This is a genomic window from Kumtagia sp., from assembly GCF_059502445.1.
The window spans coordinates 189,152-206,144 of sequence record NZ_JCACER010000096.1; the positions used below are offsets into that span (position 1 = coordinate 189,152).

The 16,993-nt window shown below is 60.5% G+C and carries 15 protein-coding genes; 8 read left to right on the top strand and 7 right to left on the bottom strand.

Annotated elements, in window-relative coordinates:
• Nucleotides 1–75: 75 nt before the first annotated feature.
• Entirely contained in the window at nucleotides 76–1,236 is a 1,161-nt protein-coding gene (locus AC5JDC_RS25145; RefSeq protein ID WP_495845632.1) for a mandelate racemase/muconate lactonizing enzyme family protein, read from the bottom strand.
• 57 nt (nucleotides 1,237–1,293) lie between these two features.
• On the bottom strand, nucleotides 1,294–1,995 hold the full coding sequence (locus tag AC5JDC_RS25150) for a GntR family transcriptional regulator (RefSeq protein ID WP_495845634.1): 702 nt from the start codon (nucleotides 1,993–1,995) through the stop codon (nucleotides 1,294–1,296).
• 212 nt (nucleotides 1,996–2,207) lie between these two features.
• Between AC5JDC_RS25150 and AC5JDC_RS25155 the strand changes: the two genes are divergently transcribed.
• The 8 genes from AC5JDC_RS25155 (at nucleotide 2,208) to AC5JDC_RS25190 (ending at nucleotide 11,240) form a co-directional block, all read left to right on the top strand.
• Nucleotides 2,208–3,683: an ABC transporter substrate-binding protein gene (locus tag AC5JDC_RS25155; RefSeq protein WP_495845636.1), complete on the top strand. Its 1,476-nt coding sequence runs from the start codon at nucleotides 2,208–2,210 to the stop codon at nucleotides 3,681–3,683.
• A 79-nt stretch (nucleotides 3,684–3,762) separates the two neighbouring features.
• Entirely contained in the window at nucleotides 3,763–4,722 is a 960-nt protein-coding gene (locus tag AC5JDC_RS25160) for a carbohydrate ABC transporter permease (RefSeq protein WP_495845638.1), read from the top strand.
• Nucleotides 4,719–5,597, top strand: coding sequence for a carbohydrate ABC transporter permease (locus AC5JDC_RS25165; RefSeq protein ID WP_495845640.1), 879 nt, complete (start codon nucleotides 4,719–4,721; stop codon nucleotides 5,595–5,597). Before AC5JDC_RS25160 ends, AC5JDC_RS25165 begins: the two co-directional genes overlap by 4 nt.
• A gap of 12 nt (nucleotides 5,598–5,609) precedes the next feature.
• Nucleotides 5,610–6,704, top strand: a complete 1,095-nt coding sequence (locus AC5JDC_RS25170; RefSeq protein ID WP_495845642.1) for an ABC transporter ATP-binding protein — start codon at nucleotides 5,610–5,612, stop codon at nucleotides 6,702–6,704.
• 2 nt (nucleotides 6,705–6,706) lie between these two features.
• The gene (locus AC5JDC_RS25175) at nucleotides 6,707–7,876 is read left to right on the top strand and encodes a mandelate racemase/muconate lactonizing enzyme family protein (RefSeq protein ID WP_495845644.1); all 1,170 of its coding nucleotides are present in this window, start codon (nucleotides 6,707–6,709) and stop codon (nucleotides 7,874–7,876) included.
• A gap of 10 nt (nucleotides 7,877–7,886) precedes the next feature.
• Nucleotides 7,887–8,627, top strand: a complete 741-nt coding sequence (locus AC5JDC_RS25180; protein ID WP_495845646.1) for a ribonuclease activity regulator RraA — start codon at nucleotides 7,887–7,889, stop codon at nucleotides 8,625–8,627.
• Nucleotides 8,628–8,748: 121 nt separating this feature from the next.
• Complete coding sequence (locus AC5JDC_RS25185; protein ID WP_495845647.1) at nucleotides 8,749–10,044, top strand: mandelate racemase/muconate lactonizing enzyme family protein; 1,296 nt, start codon at nucleotides 8,749–8,751, stop codon at nucleotides 10,042–10,044.
• Nucleotides 10,045–10,166: 122 nt separating this feature from the next.
• Entirely contained in the window at nucleotides 10,167–11,240 is a 1,074-nt protein-coding gene (locus tag AC5JDC_RS25190) for an ABC transporter ATP-binding protein (protein ID WP_495845649.1), read from the top strand.
• Nucleotides 11,241–11,274: 34 nt separating this feature from the next.
• On the opposite strand, the gene AC5JDC_RS25195 is transcribed toward AC5JDC_RS25190, so the two are convergent.
• The 5 genes from AC5JDC_RS25195 to AC5JDC_RS25215 form a co-directional block, all read right to left on the bottom strand.
• Nucleotides 11,275–12,117, bottom strand: a complete 843-nt coding sequence (locus AC5JDC_RS25195; protein ID WP_495845806.1) for a carbohydrate ABC transporter permease — start codon at nucleotides 12,115–12,117, stop codon at nucleotides 11,275–11,277.
• Entirely contained in the window at nucleotides 12,114–12,998 is an 885-nt protein-coding gene (locus AC5JDC_RS25200) for a carbohydrate ABC transporter permease (RefSeq protein ID WP_495845651.1), read from the bottom strand. Before AC5JDC_RS25200 ends, AC5JDC_RS25195 begins: the two co-directional genes overlap by 4 nt.
• A 57-nt stretch (nucleotides 12,999–13,055) precedes the next feature.
• Nucleotides 13,056–14,330 (bottom strand): extracellular solute-binding protein, encoded by a 1,275-nt coding sequence (locus AC5JDC_RS25205; protein WP_495845653.1) that lies wholly within the window; start codon nucleotides 14,328–14,330, stop codon nucleotides 13,056–13,058.
• A 117-nt stretch (nucleotides 14,331–14,447) separates the two neighbouring features.
• Nucleotides 14,448–15,953: an arabinosylfuranosidase ArfA gene (gene arfA / locus AC5JDC_RS25210; protein WP_495845655.1), complete on the bottom strand. Its 1,506-nt coding sequence runs from the start codon at nucleotides 15,951–15,953 to the stop codon at nucleotides 14,448–14,450.
• Nucleotides 15,954–16,056: 103 nt separating this feature from the next.
• The gene (locus AC5JDC_RS25215; RefSeq protein ID WP_495845657.1) at nucleotides 16,057–16,983 is read right to left on the bottom strand and encodes an ArsR/SmtB family transcription factor; all 927 of its coding nucleotides are present in this window, start codon (nucleotides 16,981–16,983) and stop codon (nucleotides 16,057–16,059) included.
• Nucleotides 16,984–16,993: the final 10 nt, after the last annotated feature.

The following is a 16,993-nucleotide window of genomic DNA, read 5'->3' on the forward strand; positions in this document are numbered from 1 at the left end:
CGACTTTCGGCCGTTGAGGGAACAGTACCGGGCGAAACGCTCACGGCATGGTAGTGCGTCGCGGAACTGGCTGAATCACTCGATCTGATTTGCCTCGAGGTAGTCGCGATTCATCTCGACGCCGAGGCCCGGACGCTTCGTCAGCTTCAGGCTGCCATTCGAATTGTCGAGAGGCTCGTCGATGAGCACGTCATATTTGTGCAGGTTCCATTCCGACGTCTCTAGCTTGTAGAAGTTCGGCACAGTCATCATTACCTGCGCGCCGGCGATCACGTTGATCGGACCGGCAGCGTCGTGCGGAGACACGGGAATATAATACGCCTCACAGAGGGCCGAGATTTTCTTGAGCTCGGTGATACCGCCGGTCCACGTTACGTCGGGCATTATGTAGTCGGCCAGCTTGTTCTCGAGAATTGGCACGAAATCCCATTTCGTGTGACCGCGCTCACCCCAAGAGATTGGCGCATTCACCTTGTCGCGCACTTGCTTGAGCGCGTTGAAGCTCTCGGGTGGAACAGGCTCCTCGAACCAGTCGATCTGAGCTGCGTCCTCCAGCGTATGGCAGAGCCGAATAGCGGTCGGCACGTCGAAGCGGCCATGCGCATCAATGAGGATTTCGATTTCCGGGCCGGCTGTCTCGCGGATCAGCGCGGCGAGTTCGGCGGCCTCCCGCTCGTCCTTACGCGTCATCAATCCATCGAGATAACCGTCGCGCTGCTCTCGGGCCAGGCCATCCACGTAGGCGCCCTGTTGCGGGAAGGGGTCGAATTTAAGGGCAGTGTGCCCGGACTTCACGATGTCCTGGATTTCCGCGACCACGGCCTCCTTGCTGGTAAACTTGCGCTGGTCGGGATGCGTGTAGAGCGCGACTTCTTCCCGCACTGGTCCACCCAGCAGCTCATAGACGGGCTTGCCGAGGGCCTTGCCCCGGATGTCCCACAAGGCGATGTCGATCGCGCTCACGCATTCTACAGCGGCCCCCCGGCTGCCCATGTAGGTGAAGCTGCGAAAAAGCTTGTGCCAAAGCTGCTCTATGCGCGCCGGATCTTCGCCGACCAGCATGGAGCCGACCTGCCGCAGCATGGCGGTCAGAGCGCGATTTGCCAATTTTGTTGTGGTTGTAATCTCGCCCCAACCGGTGATCCCCTCGTCGGTGTTCACTTCCACGAACAGGAATTCACCCCAGTACGAGGCGCTCGACTGTATCAGCCATGGCCGGACGCTCGTAATCTTCATTCGCCTCTGCTTTCTCTGGTTATGAATGGGGCTTGCACGAGCCGAACCGGCCAGGACCTATCCGGCCCGGGCCGCGCTTGCTGCGCGCATCTGCTCAAGGATGTGCCGGCCAGAACCTTCAACATGGCGGGCGACCAGCTCGGCGGCCTTTTCCGCCTCACCGGCCTTGATGAGCCCGATCAGTTCGCGATGATCGCGCAGCACCTGCGCACGCCGCGCCAACGTGAAATTGTATCGGCGGCTCACGGCGCGCAGTACCTCGCGATGCTTCCACCAGAGTTCGGCCGCGTGACGGTTGTAGTGGCGCTCGTACATTACGGTGTGGAACGCCGTGTCGAGCTCACTATGCCTGAGCTGATCGGCGAAGTTGTTTTCCTCGATGAGGCGTTGAATACGCTCGAGTTCGACGATGTCCTCCTGCGTCGCCATGCCGACGAACCATCGGGTAAGGGCGGGCTCGATCAAAACGCCGATTTCGTAGATGTCCCGAACGAAATCCTGATCGATCGGCCGGACACGCGCACCGCGGTTGGGGGCGAAGATGACGAAGCCCTCGCCCCTAAGCAGCTGCAGCGCCTCGCGGACCGGGTTGGTGGATGTGCCATGACGCTTGGCTAGGTCAGCGACGACCAAACGTTCGTTCGCCTTCATGCGGCCTTCGATGATGTCGTCGCGGATCAGCTCATAGATGGATGCCCCTTCCTTCGAGGCGCTGATCGGGTCGATTCCCGTCGGCGGCTTGGCCTTAAAATCCGTCATCGTCCGCTGCCCTTAGTAGCCCTTCGTACCTTCTTACATTATCCACGATTTGCGTCAAATAATGTATGATCTGATTGGGTTGACACGCAATCTTAGTTCTGGGACGGTACCTGGCTAGCCGAGGGATACACAAAACAAGCAGCCACCCCACGGTCAAACCAAGAACGCCGCCTGTCGTCAGGGTGGCGATTGGGAAAAATGTGGAGGATTCTATGACACGCTTGCAATTTGGCGATGCCGTCCTGCGCGGCGCTGTTGCCCCCGTCCTGATCGCGTCGCTGCTGTCGACTTCGGCTGCCGGCGCCCCCGTCGATCTGAGCAAATGGTCGCCGGAATATGTTCGCTCTATTGCGGGCACAGAGGAATTCGACACCGCGGAGGCTTGCGGAAAGGTCACTCCGCTCGACCACAAGGGGCGTCTGACGTTTTGGTATCAGGGGGTGTTCGAAGGCGACCCTGACCTGCTGCGCCAGTACTACAAGGATTTCTTCGAGTCGTTCCGCAAGACCTATCCAAACATCCAGCTCGAAGAACAGGCTCTCACCTACAACGACCTGCTCGACAAGTTCCGCACTGCGCTCCTCGGCAATGCCGCGCCGATGGCGGTCCGCCTGCAAATCCTGGGCGGGACCGAGTTTGCCTCGAAAGGCTATCTCGAACCGCTCAAGCCCGAGGACGTCGGCTGGTCGACCGAAGATTTCTGGCCTGGCGCCATGAAGGCCGTGACCTGGGATGGCGTAACTTACGGCATTCCGACCAACAACGAGACGATGGCGCTCATCTGGAACGCCGATATGTTCAAGCGTGCGGGTCTGGATCCGGAGAAGCCGCCTGCAACCTGGGACGATGTGGTCACGTACTCAAAGCAGATCCACGACAAGCTCGGTGTCGCAGGCTACGGCCTTGTTGCCCGCAAAAACGCCGGCAACACTCCCTACCGCTTCATGCCTCAGCTCTGGGGTTACGGCGGCGGCGTATTTGATGAAGCCGATCCGAACCCGAATTATGAGGAGATCCGGCTAAACAGCGATGCAAGCAAGCGTGCGCTGCAGGCTTCGTACGACATGTATGTGCGTGACAAGTCGGTCCCCGTGTCCGCGCTCACAAACCAGCAGGCTGACAACCAGCCGTTGTTCCTCGCCGGTCAACTCGCCATGATGATCTCTCACCCGTCCGACTACAATGTCATGCTCGACCTTCAGAAAAAGGCGACAGGCGCCGATAAGGAGAAGGCACAGACCGTCATAGACAACATGCGGTATGGCCTGATTCCGACCGGTCCGGACGGCAAGCGCGCGGTCGTCTTCGGCGGCTCCAACATCCATATTCTCAAGCCTGAATATGTCGATGGCGGCAAGGTTGACGAGCCGGCGGCGAAGGCCATCATCTGCTTCTGGACGAGCCCGGAATGGTCGCTCAAGATGGCCTATGCGGGCTCCAACCCCGGCAACCTAAACGGCTTCAAGACCAAATGGATGAAAGAACGTCTGGACAGCATCAAGTTCCTCGACGTTACGACCTCGATGCTACCGTATGGCATCCCGTTCCCAGCCCTGCCGCAAGCGCCCGAGATCATGAACATCATCGTCCCGGACATGCTGCAGAACGCATTGACCGGAGCCATGACCGTTGATGAGGCGGCAGACGACGCGGCTGCAAAGGTCAAGGAACTGATGGGCGGGCTCTAAGGCCTGGTCTGTCGCGAATCGGGCCGACAGCTCCCGCGCTGTCGGCCATCACTTCGCACCAAGACAAAGGTTGCCCACGATGACCATAGTGACGGGCGAGGCCAAACAGGTCCGCCGGCAGCGCACGACACGTTCGGACCTGCTCCGGCGGATATGGATCAGTTGGGCTGACTATCTCTACGTGCTGCCCGCCATCGTGGTGATGCTCGTCGTCATCGCCTACCCGATCTACTACACAATCGAACTGTCCTTCTTCAAAACGCCGCCCGGGCTTCAACTGAAGGACAAGAGCTTCGTCGGGCTCGACAACTACACGACCATCCTCACGAGCAGTGTGTTCTGGCGCGTCACGCTCAATACGGTGATCTGGACGCTGGCCTCGACCATGATCGCATTTGCGCTGGGCTTTGCCTTGGCACTGGCGCTGCATCGTGAGTTCTTCGGGCGCGGAATGCTGCGCGCCATCTTCATCATCCCGTGGGTGATCAGCGCAGTCGCCGCCTCCTATATCTGGAAATGGATATACCACTCGGACTTCGGCATCATCGGCGTGGTCCTCCTACAACTGGGGCTCGTTGACAGGCCACCGAACTTCATCGACAGCGTCAGTACGGTCCTGGCCTCGCTGATCGTCGTCAACATCTGGCGTGAGTTTCCATTCGCCATGATCATGATGATGGCGGGACTGCAGACCGTCCCCGAGCAACTCCTGCGCGCCGCGCAGGTCGATGGCGCGTCGGCATGGCAGCGCTTCTGGCACGTCACTTTTCCCCATCTGCGCGGAGTTTCCGCGGTCACGGTTCTTCTGCTCGCGGTGGCGAACTTCAACTCCTTCATCATTCCGTGGATCATGACGGGCGGCGGTCCATCGAACGCCTCTCACATCTGGATCACGCATATCTATGAGCTTGCCTTCGGGCGTCAGCGCTGGGGAGTGGCGTCCGCCTACTCCGTACTCCTGTTCATCATCCTGATGACGTTCGGCTATTTCTACGTGCGCGCGCTCAGTCATGGCGATCAGAGGGAACCCGGGGCATGAACGCGCAGGCTGGAATCTCGAGCAGTCGCCGTAGGCGCGTGGATGGCTGGCGCTGGGCTGGTCGCTCCTTTTTGCTGTTCATGCTGATCTATACGGCGGCCCCGATGGCCTGGATGCTGCTGACTTCGATCAAGTCGGGCTTCGCGGCGATGGCGTTTCCGCCTGAGTGGTGGCCGAGCGAGCCAACGTTGGCAAGCTATCGGAACCTGCTCGATCCCCAGAACAGCGTCGGCCGAGACTTCCTGCGCTTTTTTTGGAACAGCCTGATTGTTTCGACCCTGACCACGATCCTCGCGGTACTGGTTGCGGTGCCGGCTGCCTACGCCTTCTCGCGCTTCAGATTTCCGGGGCGGCGCTTCCTGTTCTTCTCGGTGCTGCTGCGCAACATGTTCCCGGCGGTGATCTTCCTTGTCCCGCTCTTCATCCTGATGCGCTTTCTGGGCCTCGTGAATACCCATGGGTCGCTGGTCCTCACCTACCTGACCTTCGGCCTGCCGCTTGCCATCTGGCTGCTCAAGGGATTTTACGACAACATCCCGGTCCAGCTCGAGCAGGCCGCGCGCATCGACGGCGCGACGCGGTTTCAGGCATTCATCCTAATCGTGATGCCACTTTCAGTACCGGGGATCATCGCGACAGCGATCTATTCGTTCATCGGCGCGTGGAACGAGTACATCTACGCCTACACGTTTATCTCAAGGAACGAACAGCTGACCTTGCCCGTCGGCGTCCAGCGGTTCTTCTCCGAAAACACAACGGATTTCCCGGGATTGATGGCTGCCAGCTTCATGATGAGCGTGCCGGTCGTGGTTCTGTTCCTCCTTCTGCAAAAATACTTCGTGCGCGCGCTCACCGAAGGCGCGGTCAAACACTAGGAAGCAGAGCTCATGGCCCACGTGATCCTCAAAGATCTCGTCAAGACCTATGGCGCAATCTATGCGGTACGAGACGTATCACTGACCGTGAATGACGGAGAGTTCGTCGCGCTAGTCGGACCGTCGGGATGCGGCAAGACGACGACCCTCAACCTTGTCGCCGGCCTCATTCCGATCACTGGCGGAGACATCACGATCGGCGACCGCGTGGTCAACGATCTCGATCCCAAGGATCGGGACATCGCAATGGTGTTCCAGAACTACGCGCTCTATCCGAACAAGACCGTCTACAAGAATCTCGCCTTTCCTTTGCAGATGCGCCGGATGCCGTCGTCCGCGATCGATCAGAAGGTGCGCGACGCGGCGCGCATGCTGGACATCTCCCATCTTCTCGAGCGCCGGCCTCGGGAGCTGTCGGGAGGCCAGCAGCAGCGCGTCGCGCTGGGCCGCGCACTGGTCCGCGATCCCGCCGTCTTCCTCATGGACGAGCCCCTGTCCAACCTCGATGCCAAGCTGCGCGTGCAGATGCGATCCGAGATCAAGCGGTTCCACCAAGATTTCGACGCGACGATCATCTACGTGACTCACGATCAGCTCGAGGCTGTCACGATGGCCGACAAGATGGCCGTCATGAACGGCGGCTACTTGCAACAGTACGACACACCGGCGCAGGTTTTCGCCAATCCGGTGAACCTGTTCGTGGCCAGCTTCATCGGCAGCCCTGCGATGAGCCTGATCCCCCTTGAAGCGACTACGGACGACGGCCTAACCATCCTCACAGGTGCCGAGGGATGGACCCTGACACTTTCGGACCAGAATGCGCGAAAGGTCGGGAAGGCGACCACCAGGAAAGTCGTGCTGGGCGCACGCCACTCGGCGATACGTCTGCACAAGTCGCAGATCGAGACTGGCGTGCCGGCGAAAGTCTACACGGTGGAACCGACCGGCGACGTGACCTTCGTACAGGTGTTCCTGTCGGGAGCGGTCGTGAACATCAGCCTGCCGCCGACGTTCGATGTCGAGCCGGACGAGCAGGTCTGGCTCGAATTCGATCAGAATCGCATGCATCTTTTCGACGGCGAGACCGAACTGGCGCTGCACGGCTGATCATGCTGCCGAAATTCAAGATCACCGCCATAAAGCCCTATCCGGTCTGGGTGGGGACCCGCAACCAATTGATCGTCAAGGTCGAAACCGACCAGGGGGTATATGGCTGGGGCGAGAGCGGTTTGTCTTCGCGCGAGAAGGCGGTGGTTGGCGCCATCGAGCACTATCGCGAGTTCCTTATCGGCCAGGACGCGATGCAGATCGGCCGCATCTGGCAGGAAATGTACCGCAGCCAGTATTTCGAGGGCGGCCGCGTCCTCCAGGCAGCCATCTCGGCAATCGACATCGGCCTGCACGACATAAAGGGCAAGGCGCTTGGAGTCCCGATCTACGAGTTGCTCGGCGGCAAGCAACGCGACCTCGTTCCGACCTTCGCGACTACGCGTTCGGAAGCCTCGAGCACGGACGTGGTCGAGCAGGTGCTTGAGCTCCAGGCTCTAGGATGGCAGGCGATCCGCCTCATCCCGGCGGGCCAGAGGTCGGAAAAGGTCTTTGAGCCGCGCGAAAGCATCGCCGAGACTGTGAAATGGACGATGAAGTGCCGGGAGGCGCTGGCGGACGATGTGGTCCTCGGTATCGACTTTCATCATCGGCTGAGCGTGACTGAGGCCGCCAGCTATTGCCAGAAGATGCCTCGCGGGACACTGGACTTTCTGGAGGAGCCTATTCGCGACGAGACGCCAGGCGCGTACGAAGCATTGCGGAAGTTGACCGATGTTCCTTTCGCGATCGGCGAGGAGTTCTCTTCGAAATGGCAATTCCTGCCGTTTATCGAGAGGGATATCGCACAGTTCAACCGCATCGACATCTGCAATGTCGGCGGCCTGACAGAGGCGATGAAGGTCGCCGGCTGGACCGAGGCCCACTACGTGGACATGATGCCACATAACCCCCTAGGCCCCATCTGCACCGCTGCCACGGTCCATTTCGCGGCGGCCGTTCCAAACTTCGCTTGGCTCGAGACACGGGCTTCGCCGGGAGAGCTCTATCACGGCTTCGACGACCCTGAACTCTTTCCCGGACTGCTCACGCTCGAAGGGGCCTGCTATCGCGTCAGCGACAGGCCGGGGCTCGGGGTCGATGTCAACGAGGCACTGGTTGCCAAACAGAGCTACAGGCAGTGGGAAGCGCCGCATCTCGTCCGCAAGGACGGGTCGGTCACGAACTGGTAGGGAGTCTGTCATGGACATAGCCAAGATCAACCGCCCCTCCCGGGACTTGGTCGAGAGGGCTCGCGAGGTCGGCGCCGCGACCGCAAGCGCGACGCTGGCGCATATGGGCATCCGCAATTGCTTCATGGAAGGCCCGGTCGCGCGCTCGCCCGGCCAGGTGATCGCCGGTCCTTGCGTGACGTTGCAGATGATGCCGAAGCGCGAGGACCTGTTCGATGAAGGCGAATACGCCGACGTTGAAAAGCAACTGCACCGGCATGTGCTCTACCAGGTCGAAGAAGGCGACATCGTCGTCGTCGACGCCCGCGGCGACATGACCTCCGGCATCTTCGGAGACATGATGATGACCTATTTCAAGGGGCTGAAAGGTGCTGGAGTGGTCATCGACGGCTGCGTGCGCGACTGGGCCAAGGTGCAAAAGCTGGGCATCCCGATGTGGCTGAAGGGTGTCACGCCGAACTACCATGCGCAGACGAGCCTTATGCCGCTGGCAGTCAACGTGCCGGTGGCATGCGGCGGCGTGACGGTGATTCCCGGCGACATCATTGTCGCCGACGACGACGGCGCAGTCTGCGTTCCCGTCGCCCTGGCCGAAGCGATGATCGCGAAGGCCCACAAGGATCACGGCTGGGAGGAATTTTCGCGCGGGAAGCTCCTCGCCGGTGAATCGCTCAAGCGTTACTACCCATTGCACAAGGATGCCTGGCCAGAATACGAGGAGTGGCTCGCCGAGCGCGGGTCGAAGGAGTAATGCGAAGTGGCTTCCGTCGCACGCCGACGTGACCACCTTTGCCGCACAATGGCAAGCCGCTCCGACCACTACCGATGCGCCAGGAGCGCCTTCACCCGCACCAGAAGATTTGAGGATAGAAATGTCTATCATCGGCACAATTGAAAACGCAGTGCGCCGCGCGTCCGAGCCGTCGCAGCTGAGGATCACCGACATCCGCGTCGCCACGATCCAGGCGCAAGGCATCCATCCCATCCTGAGGATCGACACCAACCAGGGCGTCCATGGCCTTGGCGAGGTGCGCGACGGTGCTCATCCCGATACCGCCATGCGGCTCAAGCCGCTGCTGATCGGACAGAACCCCTGCAACGTCGAGTACCTGTTCCGCCGGATCAAGCGCTATGGCGGCGAGAGCCGGGAAGCCGGCGGGGTTTGCGCCGTCGAGATCGCCCTCATGGACCTCGTCGGCAAAGTATACCGAGTGCCGTGCTACCAGTTGCTCGGCGGGAAATTCCGCGACAAGGTGCGGATCTACGGCGATACGCCGTCGCCGGACGATCCATCCCCCGAGGCATTCGCCGAGGTGGTCCGTTCACGGCGCGAACTGGGCCTGGACTTCATCAAGTTCGACTTGTCGGCGCGGATGTTCGAGGCGGTTCCGGGCGCAATGGTCGGCTCGGATACCCAGCATGAGTACCCGCAATACCGCCAATTCCATACGCCAGGCCGCGGTGCCGGAGCTCGGATCAGCGAGCAAGGGCTGGATCTGGTCCGCGACCTCTGCCGGGCGGTGCGTGAAGAGGTTGGTCCCGAAGTCTCTCTCTGCACCGATCATTTCGGCGAGGGGTTCGTTACGGTGGACGAGGCGATCCGGATTGGCCATGCCGTCGAGCCGTTCAATCTTGCCTGGGTCGAGGACGTATTGCCCTGGAACGACATAGCCGGCCACAAGCGGGTTGCCGATGCTCTGCTGACACCGGTCGCGGCAGGCGAGGACCTCTATTTGTTCGAAGGCTTCCGCAAGGCGATCGAGGCTCGCGCTTTCGACATCATTCATCCCGACATGCTTTCCTCGGGCGGGCTGACGGAGACCAAAAAGATCGCCGACCATGCGGAGCGTCACGGCATCCCGACGGCACTGCACGCCTGCTGCTCGCCGGTAGCGTTCATGGCCAATCTCCACCTCGGAGCGGCACTCGCAAGCCTTATGGCGGTCGAACATCACGCGTTGGATGTGCCGTGGTGGACCGATATCGTCACCGGCATCGCGCCCAACTACTTGGCTAACGGTTATGTCGCCGTACCCGAAGCTCCGGGTCTGGGCATTGACCTGAATGAGGACGTGATCCGCGAGCACCTGGTTCCGTGGTCTGGCTATTTCGATCCGTCCGACGAGTGGAACGCCGAGCGCGTCGGCTTCCTAGGGCATCTGGTGTGAAGCGAACTTCTTGGCAATGAACCCGGCCGGCAAGTGGACGGGGCGTGACGCGATCGCGGCCTGCCTCTGAAAACCTTGACAACGGATACTTATCCGGAATGATGGAATAAAGAGGTCCTGCGATGGCTGGCATTTCATTGTCCCGGGTCTGGAAGCGCTTCGGCTCGGTGGACGTTATTCGCGACGTGAGCCTAGACATTGAGCCGGGCGAGTTCGTCGTATTTCTCGGTCCATCCGGTTCTGGCAAGACGACGCTGCTCAGGATGATCGCGGGCCTGGAAAGCATCGACAACGGAACCCTTGTGATCGGCGGCGTGCGCTCCGAAAACCTCGCACCGGGCAAGCGCCAGGTCGCGATGGTCTTCCAGAACTATGCGCTCTACCCCCACATGACCGTCGCCGAGAACATGGCGTTCGGGCTCAGGAACGTTCGGGTCCCCCCGGACATCATACGGCAACGGATCGCCGAAGCTGCGCGCATATTGGAGATACAAACGCTGCTCGATCGGCGGCCGGCGCAGCTCTCCGGCGGGCAACGCCAACGCGTGGCCATCGGGCGCGCGATCGTCAAGGAACCGAAGGCGTTCCTGTTCGACGAACCGCTCTCCAACCTCGATGCGGCGCTTCGTGCCCGCACGCGTGTGGAGCTTGCCGAGTTGCACCAGCGCTTAAGGTCGACGATGATCTACGTCACCCACGACCAAGTGGAAGCGATGACGCTCGCCGACCGCATCGTTGTCCTGAACGACTGCCGGATAGAGCAAGTGGGAAGCCCCGTTGAGGTATATGCTCGGCCCGCGTCGCGATTTGTTGCGACCTTCGTTGGTTCGCCGGCGATGAACATCCTGCAGGTCACGGTTTCAGGGTCGGGCGACCGCCTCAATGCACGTCTCAGCGATGGATCGCTCGTCGAACTCCCCAGCGCGCCAGCCGACATCGATTGGCGCGAACTCGGTGTACGTCCGGAATCGCTGACCGTTGTCGCGGAAGGCGGTGAAGCATCTGCTGCTGCTACCGTTGTCGAGCGGCTGGGGGAGCGTACACTCATTTATGCGCGGCTCGCGGACGGGACACAGGTTACAGCACAGGATCGTGGACTTTCGAGCGTCGAACCGGGGAGCACCGTTCGGCTGAAGTTTGACACGGCCGCATTGCATCTGTTTGCTGCAGACGGGGCCACCTGGCACTCAGGTTAACGCGGCCGATGGCATATTTTGCCACCTGGCGAGTCTATCCCTTGATCCCGGCTGATAGCGTGATCGCCTCGGTCACGCGGCGCTGGAACAGGAGGTAGGCCAAGGCCACCGGAAAGCCAGCCAGCACGGCGGCGGCGAGTTCGCTTGCGTAGTAGACGCCGAAGGCGTCGTTGACCTGTGTGATGCCGACGGTAATGGTCATCATCTCGGTGCGGGTTACTGAGAGGAACGGCCATAGGAAGGAGTTCCACGTCCAAATGAAGCAGACGATCGAAAGCGCGGTCGTCACGCCCCAGTTCATCGGCAGATAGATCTTGAAGAGGATGGCGAATTCGGACGCGTTGTCCATCACCGCGGCCTCGCGGAAATCGCGCGGGACCTGGTCGAAGAACTGCTTGTAGACGATGATGATGACCGGATGGATGAGTTGCGGCAGCATGATGCCGGCCCACGTGTTGAGCAGGCCAAGGTCGGCGACCAGTTCGAAGTAATTGATGATCAGCGCCTGTGTCGGCACCATGAACGACGCGAGGATCAGCCACCACAGGGCCGTTCGCCCGGGAAAGCGAAGCTGGGAGAGTGCATAGCCGCACAGCATCGAGGTGAAGATCGTGACTAACGTCACGCCGACCGCGACAACAACCGAATTGGCGTACCAGGCGCCGATCTGCGTCGTCGTCAAAACATGGATGTAGTTGTCCAGCGTCGGCGTCTCCGGCCACAGCTCGATGTAGGGCCGCACGACCTCGTCGTCGGGCTTGATGGACGAAATAACCGCCCAATAGAGCGGGAACGCCCATATCACGGCCCCGGCGAGCGTCAGCAGCGTGATCAGGCCGCCCCAGTAGTTCCACCGTCGCGCCGCAGCGGCTTTCATCGGCGCCGCCATTCAGCGAACCGCAGAAGCTGGAACTGGATCACCGAGACGACGACCACCAGCACGAAAAGCGCGACCGCGGCCGCGGCCGCGCGGCCGCCGTGGTCCTGCTGGAAGGCCCGGTGGAAGACGTAGTAGACGAGCACCATGTTGTCGTTCGGCCGGCCGCCTATCGAGAACAGATAGACCTGGTCGAAGATCTTGAGCTGCAGGATGAGCTGGATGGTGAATACCAGCGAGGTAATCGGCCACAGCAGTGGCCAGGTGATCCGTCTGAAGGTGGTCCAGCGCGACGAATTGTCGAGCGTAGCCGCTTCATAGATTTCCGCCGGTATGGCGCGTAGCCCGGCGAGGAAAAGGAGAATGGAGAAGCCCGCCGTCCACCAGATCGTCACCCAGGCCACTGCCGGCAAGAACCAGAGGCGAGACTTGAAGACGGGCACGCGCTGGATGCCCAGCCAGTCGAGCACATGCATCGCGATCCCGAATTGGAAGTTCAACGTCCAGTCCCAGATGCGGTACACGACAGACACCGGCAGTATGTAAGGAAGGAAAAAGAGCGCCAGCACCATCGCCTGGAAACGACCATTGAGCCGCGACACACCTAGCGCGATCAAAAGGGCGATGATCGTGCCGGGGACGACTGTCATCAGCACGAAATAGGCGGTGTTCCAGAACGCGCGGCGGAACATCGGGTCGTTGTCAAGCCGCAGGTAGTTGTCCAGACCGACCCATTGACCCTCGCCGATCAGCGGTGCGTCGGTGAAGGAGATGCGGAACATCTGCACCGTCGGATAGACGAACGCCAGAAGGTAGATCGTCAGGAAGGGGGCGACCAGAACTAGCGCGACAAGAAGTTCGGTGCGGGAATTGCGAAGCATGGCTTTCCCTCAAAATCCGGTGGGGACCGCCCAGACAGAGGTCCCAGCCGCTGAGGCTTACATGCTGTTCAGCTCTTCCTTGATGGATTCCACCGCCTCGCCCGGGTCCATTTCTCCGTTGAGGGTCGGCACGAAGTAGTTGGACATGATGTCGAAGATCGGCCCCGCGACACCAGCCTTGGGCGATTTCGGGTCGAAGATCATGTTGGCCGTCAGAGGAGAGTAGGTCGCGTTGGGCTCCATCGCCTTGTATTCTGCCGTCTCGGTGACCGGCTTATATGCGGGAATGTGGCCGGCGGTCGCCCAGAAAAGCGAATTCTTGTCCATCCAGGAAATCACCTCAAGAACGGCAGCGCGCTTCTCCGGGCTCATCTCCTTGCCCTTGTTCTTGGGGATCGCGAACGAGTGACTGTCCGCATAGGTGCACGGGTTGTCGAAGATCACCGGGATTTCCACCGCGCCCCAATCGAACAACTTGCCCTGCTTGGAGAGGTCGGTCATCGTGGGAACTTCCCAGACGCCGTTGATCATCATCGCGGCCTTGCCCGAGGTGAACAGGGCGACCGTTGCTGGATAGTCCGTATAGGTCGACTGTAGCCCGGCCTTAGTCCATCCCTGAAGCAGATCGAGGGCGTTCTTAAGTTTGTCGCCGTTATCGCCGGTCAGGAATTCATCGCCGGTCATCAGTTCGCCGCCCTGCTGGCACATCAGCGAATAGATGGTGCGGAACATGAAGTTGCCGTCCCCGGTAACGCTACCCAGCGGGAACTCGACGCCGGCATCCTTTAACTTCTGCAGCGCGGCTGTGAATTCTTCCTTGTCACCCATGCCTAGGGGACGACCGTCATCGCCAAGCACGCCTGCTTTCTTCAGCAGGTCGCGGTTGTAGTAAAGCACGATTGGATGGGTATCGAGCGGCACCGCGTATTGCTTGCCGTCGACCGTTACAGCGTCCATGGTCACCGGGACGAAGTCGGAAGCCGACAGCCCCATCTTGCTCATGTCGTCGGCGGTGATCTCTTCTAGAATATCCTGGCTCACCGCCAGTGGAATACGGCTTGCGTGATAGGTCATGACGTCTGCCGCCTCGCCGACGGCGGCCGAGGTCTGCACCTTTGCATAGTAGGGTGTGCCCCATTCCAGCGTCGTGGCGTCGATCTTGACCTTGCCTGCATGGGCCGCGTTAAAGTCGGTGATCAGCTGCTTCATGCGCACGCCGTCACCGCCGCTAAGAAAATCCCACCATACGACCGTTTCTTCGGCCTGGGCCGCAGCAGCCCACAAACTTCCGACCGCCACCAGCGCCGTAGCCATCATCCTGCGAAAGTTCATCTCACTCTCCTCCCGAGTACGACGGTTAGATCCGCCTTAGACGTCCTTAATGCTACACCAAACCGTATCGCTTGCAACGGATTCTACGGTATATATCGGATGATCGGATACCAAAATTCAAAGCGTCACGCGCACCATCGAGTAAGAATGCGGCGGCAGCTTAAGCGTCATTCCCTTGCCGTCGAGCGAGGCCCCGTTGCCTTTGCTCGGCGACACGTTGTCCGGCGCGTTCTTCGTGTTGCGGGCCTCCAGATCGTCATGGCGGATGATCGTGTGCTCGACCGATTTCGCGTCGAAACGCTCGAGCGCGACATCGGCCTCGATCGTCTCGGAGCCATGCCGGTTGATGGCAAAGAAGGTGAGCGTGCCGGCATCCGAATCATGTACGCCCGTAATGTCCAGCCAGGGCACCTTGTCGGCCGCTGCCGCGTCATAGGTAGGCACCTCGACCGCGAGCCGCAGCGCCGTGCCGCGACCGTGCCGGGAGGCCAGCATGAAGGGCCAATAGATCGTCTGCCGCCAAGCAGCACCGCCGGGCTCGGTCATGATCGGCGCAATCACATTGACCAGCTGCGCGATGCAGGCGATACGCACGACGTCCGAGCGCCGGATGAAGGTATTGATGATGCAGCCGACTTGCAGTACGTCCTCGAAATTGTAGATGTCTTCCAGAAGCCTCGGCGCCTCCGGCCAGTCCCACGACTTCATGCGCTCGGCGTCCTGCTTGCGCTCGTGGTACCAGACGTTCCATTCGTCGAACGAGATCTTCACGTCACGCTTGGAGCGGCTCTTCGCCTTCACATAGTCAATGACGCCAGACACGGTACCAATATAGCGGTCAAGCTTCATTGGAAGCGCGAGGTACTCGGCTGTGTTCGTCTCGTAGTTTTCGAAATACATGTGCAAAGAAATGTAGTCGATCTGGTCGTAAGCCGCCTCCAGCACCGTGGCCTCCCATTGCGGGTAGCTGGGCATATTCGAATGCGACGATCCGCAAACGACGAGTTCCAGGGTCGGATCGAGCCCGCGCAGGGCCTTTGCGGTCTCATTGGCGAGGTGGCCGTATTCGGCCGCGGACTTGTGGCCGACCTGCCAGGGGCCGTCCATCTCATTGCCGAGACACCAAAGGCGGCAATTCCAAGGTTCCGTGCGACCGTTCCTGGCCCTGAGATCGGACCAGTAGCTACCGCCCTTGTGGTTGACGTATTCCACGAAGGCGCGTGCCTCGTCGAGGCCGCGGGAACCAAGATTGACGGCGAGCATCATCTCGGTGCCGGCTTTTTCGGCCCAGTCGGCGAATTCGTGGATGCCGACCAAATTCGGTTCAGTTGTGCGCCAGGCAAGATCGAGCCGCCGCGGGCGGCTCTCCTTTGGGCCTATGCCGTCTTCCCAGTTGTAAGCGGACACGAAGTTGCCGCCTGGATAGCGGCAGATCGGCGTGTCGAGCGCGCGCACCAGTTCGATCACGTCCTTACGCATCCCCTCGGTGTCCGCTTGCGGATGTCCGGGCTCGTAGATGCCCGTGTAGACCGCTCGGCCAAGATGCTCCAGAAACGAGCCGTAGAGGCGTTTGTCGATATCCGCGACGACATAGACCGCGTTCGCCGTAACTCGCGCCTTCATGTTTCCTCCCACTGCGGACTGTAAATCCGAGTTTCCGGTTTATATCCGGGTCGTGGGTCAGTTAATGGCGCGGTCTGCGTGTCCGTCAAGGGCTAATGCGTGATCAGGCTTTCAGCAGGCGCAGAACGATGTCCTTGCTGTGATTGCCAAAGCCGCTGCCGAAGATGTTGATGCCGCCGGGATGGCGTGCATCCTCCTTCACGCCGATTCTTATCCGGATCGAGCGGTGGCGCTCAAGCTCCAGATCATCCAGCGAGCGCTTGGAAACCTTGGCGCCGTCGCGATAGGTGCCTTTCTTTGTAACGCGCCAGTGCTTCAGGTCGCCGTACTGTGATCCCGCGAGTTTCCACCAGTCCGGCGTATGCTTGCCGCGCTTGTCGCCGTAATCGGCCGGCGCCGTCCACGTATCTATCTCGTGCCCGTTGATGGCGATCGTGATGTCCGAGGGCCAATCCTTAGACGTGCCCGGCACTTCCGACGAAAGCTCCATTGCAAGTTCGAGCCCGCCGACTTTGGCGTGGGCAAGCGTAGCATTGTTGGGGAACTGATACTCGACGAAGCCGCGCGTGAACCACAATAGTCCGGCCCGCATACGGTCAGGGTCGAGGAAGGTGTCGGGCACGTCGAGAAGCCCGATGACACCATCCTTGGAGCACAGGCCGCAGGGCGCGGAAACCTCGCATCGAGTGTAGAGCCCGAGCGGCATGGCCACCTCGATGACACTGAGGTTCTGCGGCGCGCTCCGGTCCTTAAAGGCGACGACCAACTCGGAGAATGTCGAATAGCAAACCTTCTGGCTGCCCTTGCGTGCCTTCTGGGATTTCGTCTGAATCAAGCCGACATCGACAAGAACCTGGATGTTCGCCGAGATCGTCGATTGCGGAAGGCCTAGTTCGTCGGCCACCTGATTGACGTTCCTCGGTCCCTTGCGGTTCAGGAGATCGAGAATCCGGACCCGGACCTCGCTCGCAAGGCTTTTCAGCAAATCGAGCCGCTCCAGCGGATCGACAACGATGATCTCATTCGACATATGACCCCGC

Excerpts from the sequence above, each read along its gene's own strand:
- AC5JDC_RS25145 (WP_495845632.1), bottom strand. The coding sequence starts at position 1,236 with ATGAAGATTACGAGCGTCCGGCCATGGCTGATACAGTCGAGCGCCTCG.
- AC5JDC_RS25150 (WP_495845634.1), bottom strand. The coding sequence starts at position 1,995 with ATGACGGATTTTAAGGCCAAGCCGCCGACGGGAATCGACCCGATCAGC.
- AC5JDC_RS25155 (WP_495845636.1), top strand. The coding sequence starts at position 2,208 with ATGACACGCTTGCAATTTGGCGATGCCGTCCTGCGCGGCGCTGTTGCC.
- AC5JDC_RS25160 (WP_495845638.1), top strand. The coding sequence starts at position 3,763 with ATGACCATAGTGACGGGCGAGGCCAAACAGGTCCGCCGGCAGCGCACG.
- AC5JDC_RS25165 (WP_495845640.1), top strand. The coding sequence starts at position 4,719 with ATGAACGCGCAGGCTGGAATCTCGAGCAGTCGCCGTAGGCGCGTGGAT.
- AC5JDC_RS25170 (WP_495845642.1), top strand. The coding sequence starts at position 5,610 with ATGGCCCACGTGATCCTCAAAGATCTCGTCAAGACCTATGGCGCAATC.
- AC5JDC_RS25175 (WP_495845644.1), top strand. The coding sequence starts at position 6,707 with ATGCTGCCGAAATTCAAGATCACCGCCATAAAGCCCTATCCGGTCTGG.
- AC5JDC_RS25180 (WP_495845646.1), top strand. The coding sequence starts at position 7,887 with ATGGACATAGCCAAGATCAACCGCCCCTCCCGGGACTTGGTCGAGAGG.
- AC5JDC_RS25185 (WP_495845647.1), top strand. The coding sequence starts at position 8,749 with ATGTCTATCATCGGCACAATTGAAAACGCAGTGCGCCGCGCGTCCGAG.
- AC5JDC_RS25190 (WP_495845649.1), top strand. The coding sequence starts at position 10,167 with ATGGCTGGCATTTCATTGTCCCGGGTCTGGAAGCGCTTCGGCTCGGTG.
- AC5JDC_RS25195 (WP_495845806.1), bottom strand. The coding sequence starts at position 12,117 with ATGAAAGCCGCTGCGGCGCGACGGTGGAACTACTGGGGCGGCCTGATC.
- AC5JDC_RS25200 (WP_495845651.1), bottom strand. The coding sequence starts at position 12,998 with ATGCTTCGCAATTCCCGCACCGAACTTCTTGTCGCGCTAGTTCTGGTC.
- AC5JDC_RS25205 (WP_495845653.1), bottom strand. The coding sequence starts at position 14,330 with ATGAACTTTCGCAGGATGATGGCTACGGCGCTGGTGGCGGTCGGAAGT.
- arfA (WP_495845655.1), bottom strand. The coding sequence starts at position 15,953 with ATGAAGGCGCGAGTTACGGCGAACGCGGTCTATGTCGTCGCGGATATC.
- AC5JDC_RS25215 (WP_495845657.1), bottom strand. The coding sequence starts at position 16,983 with ATGTCGAATGAGATCATCGTTGTCGATCCGCTGGAGCGGCTCGATTTG.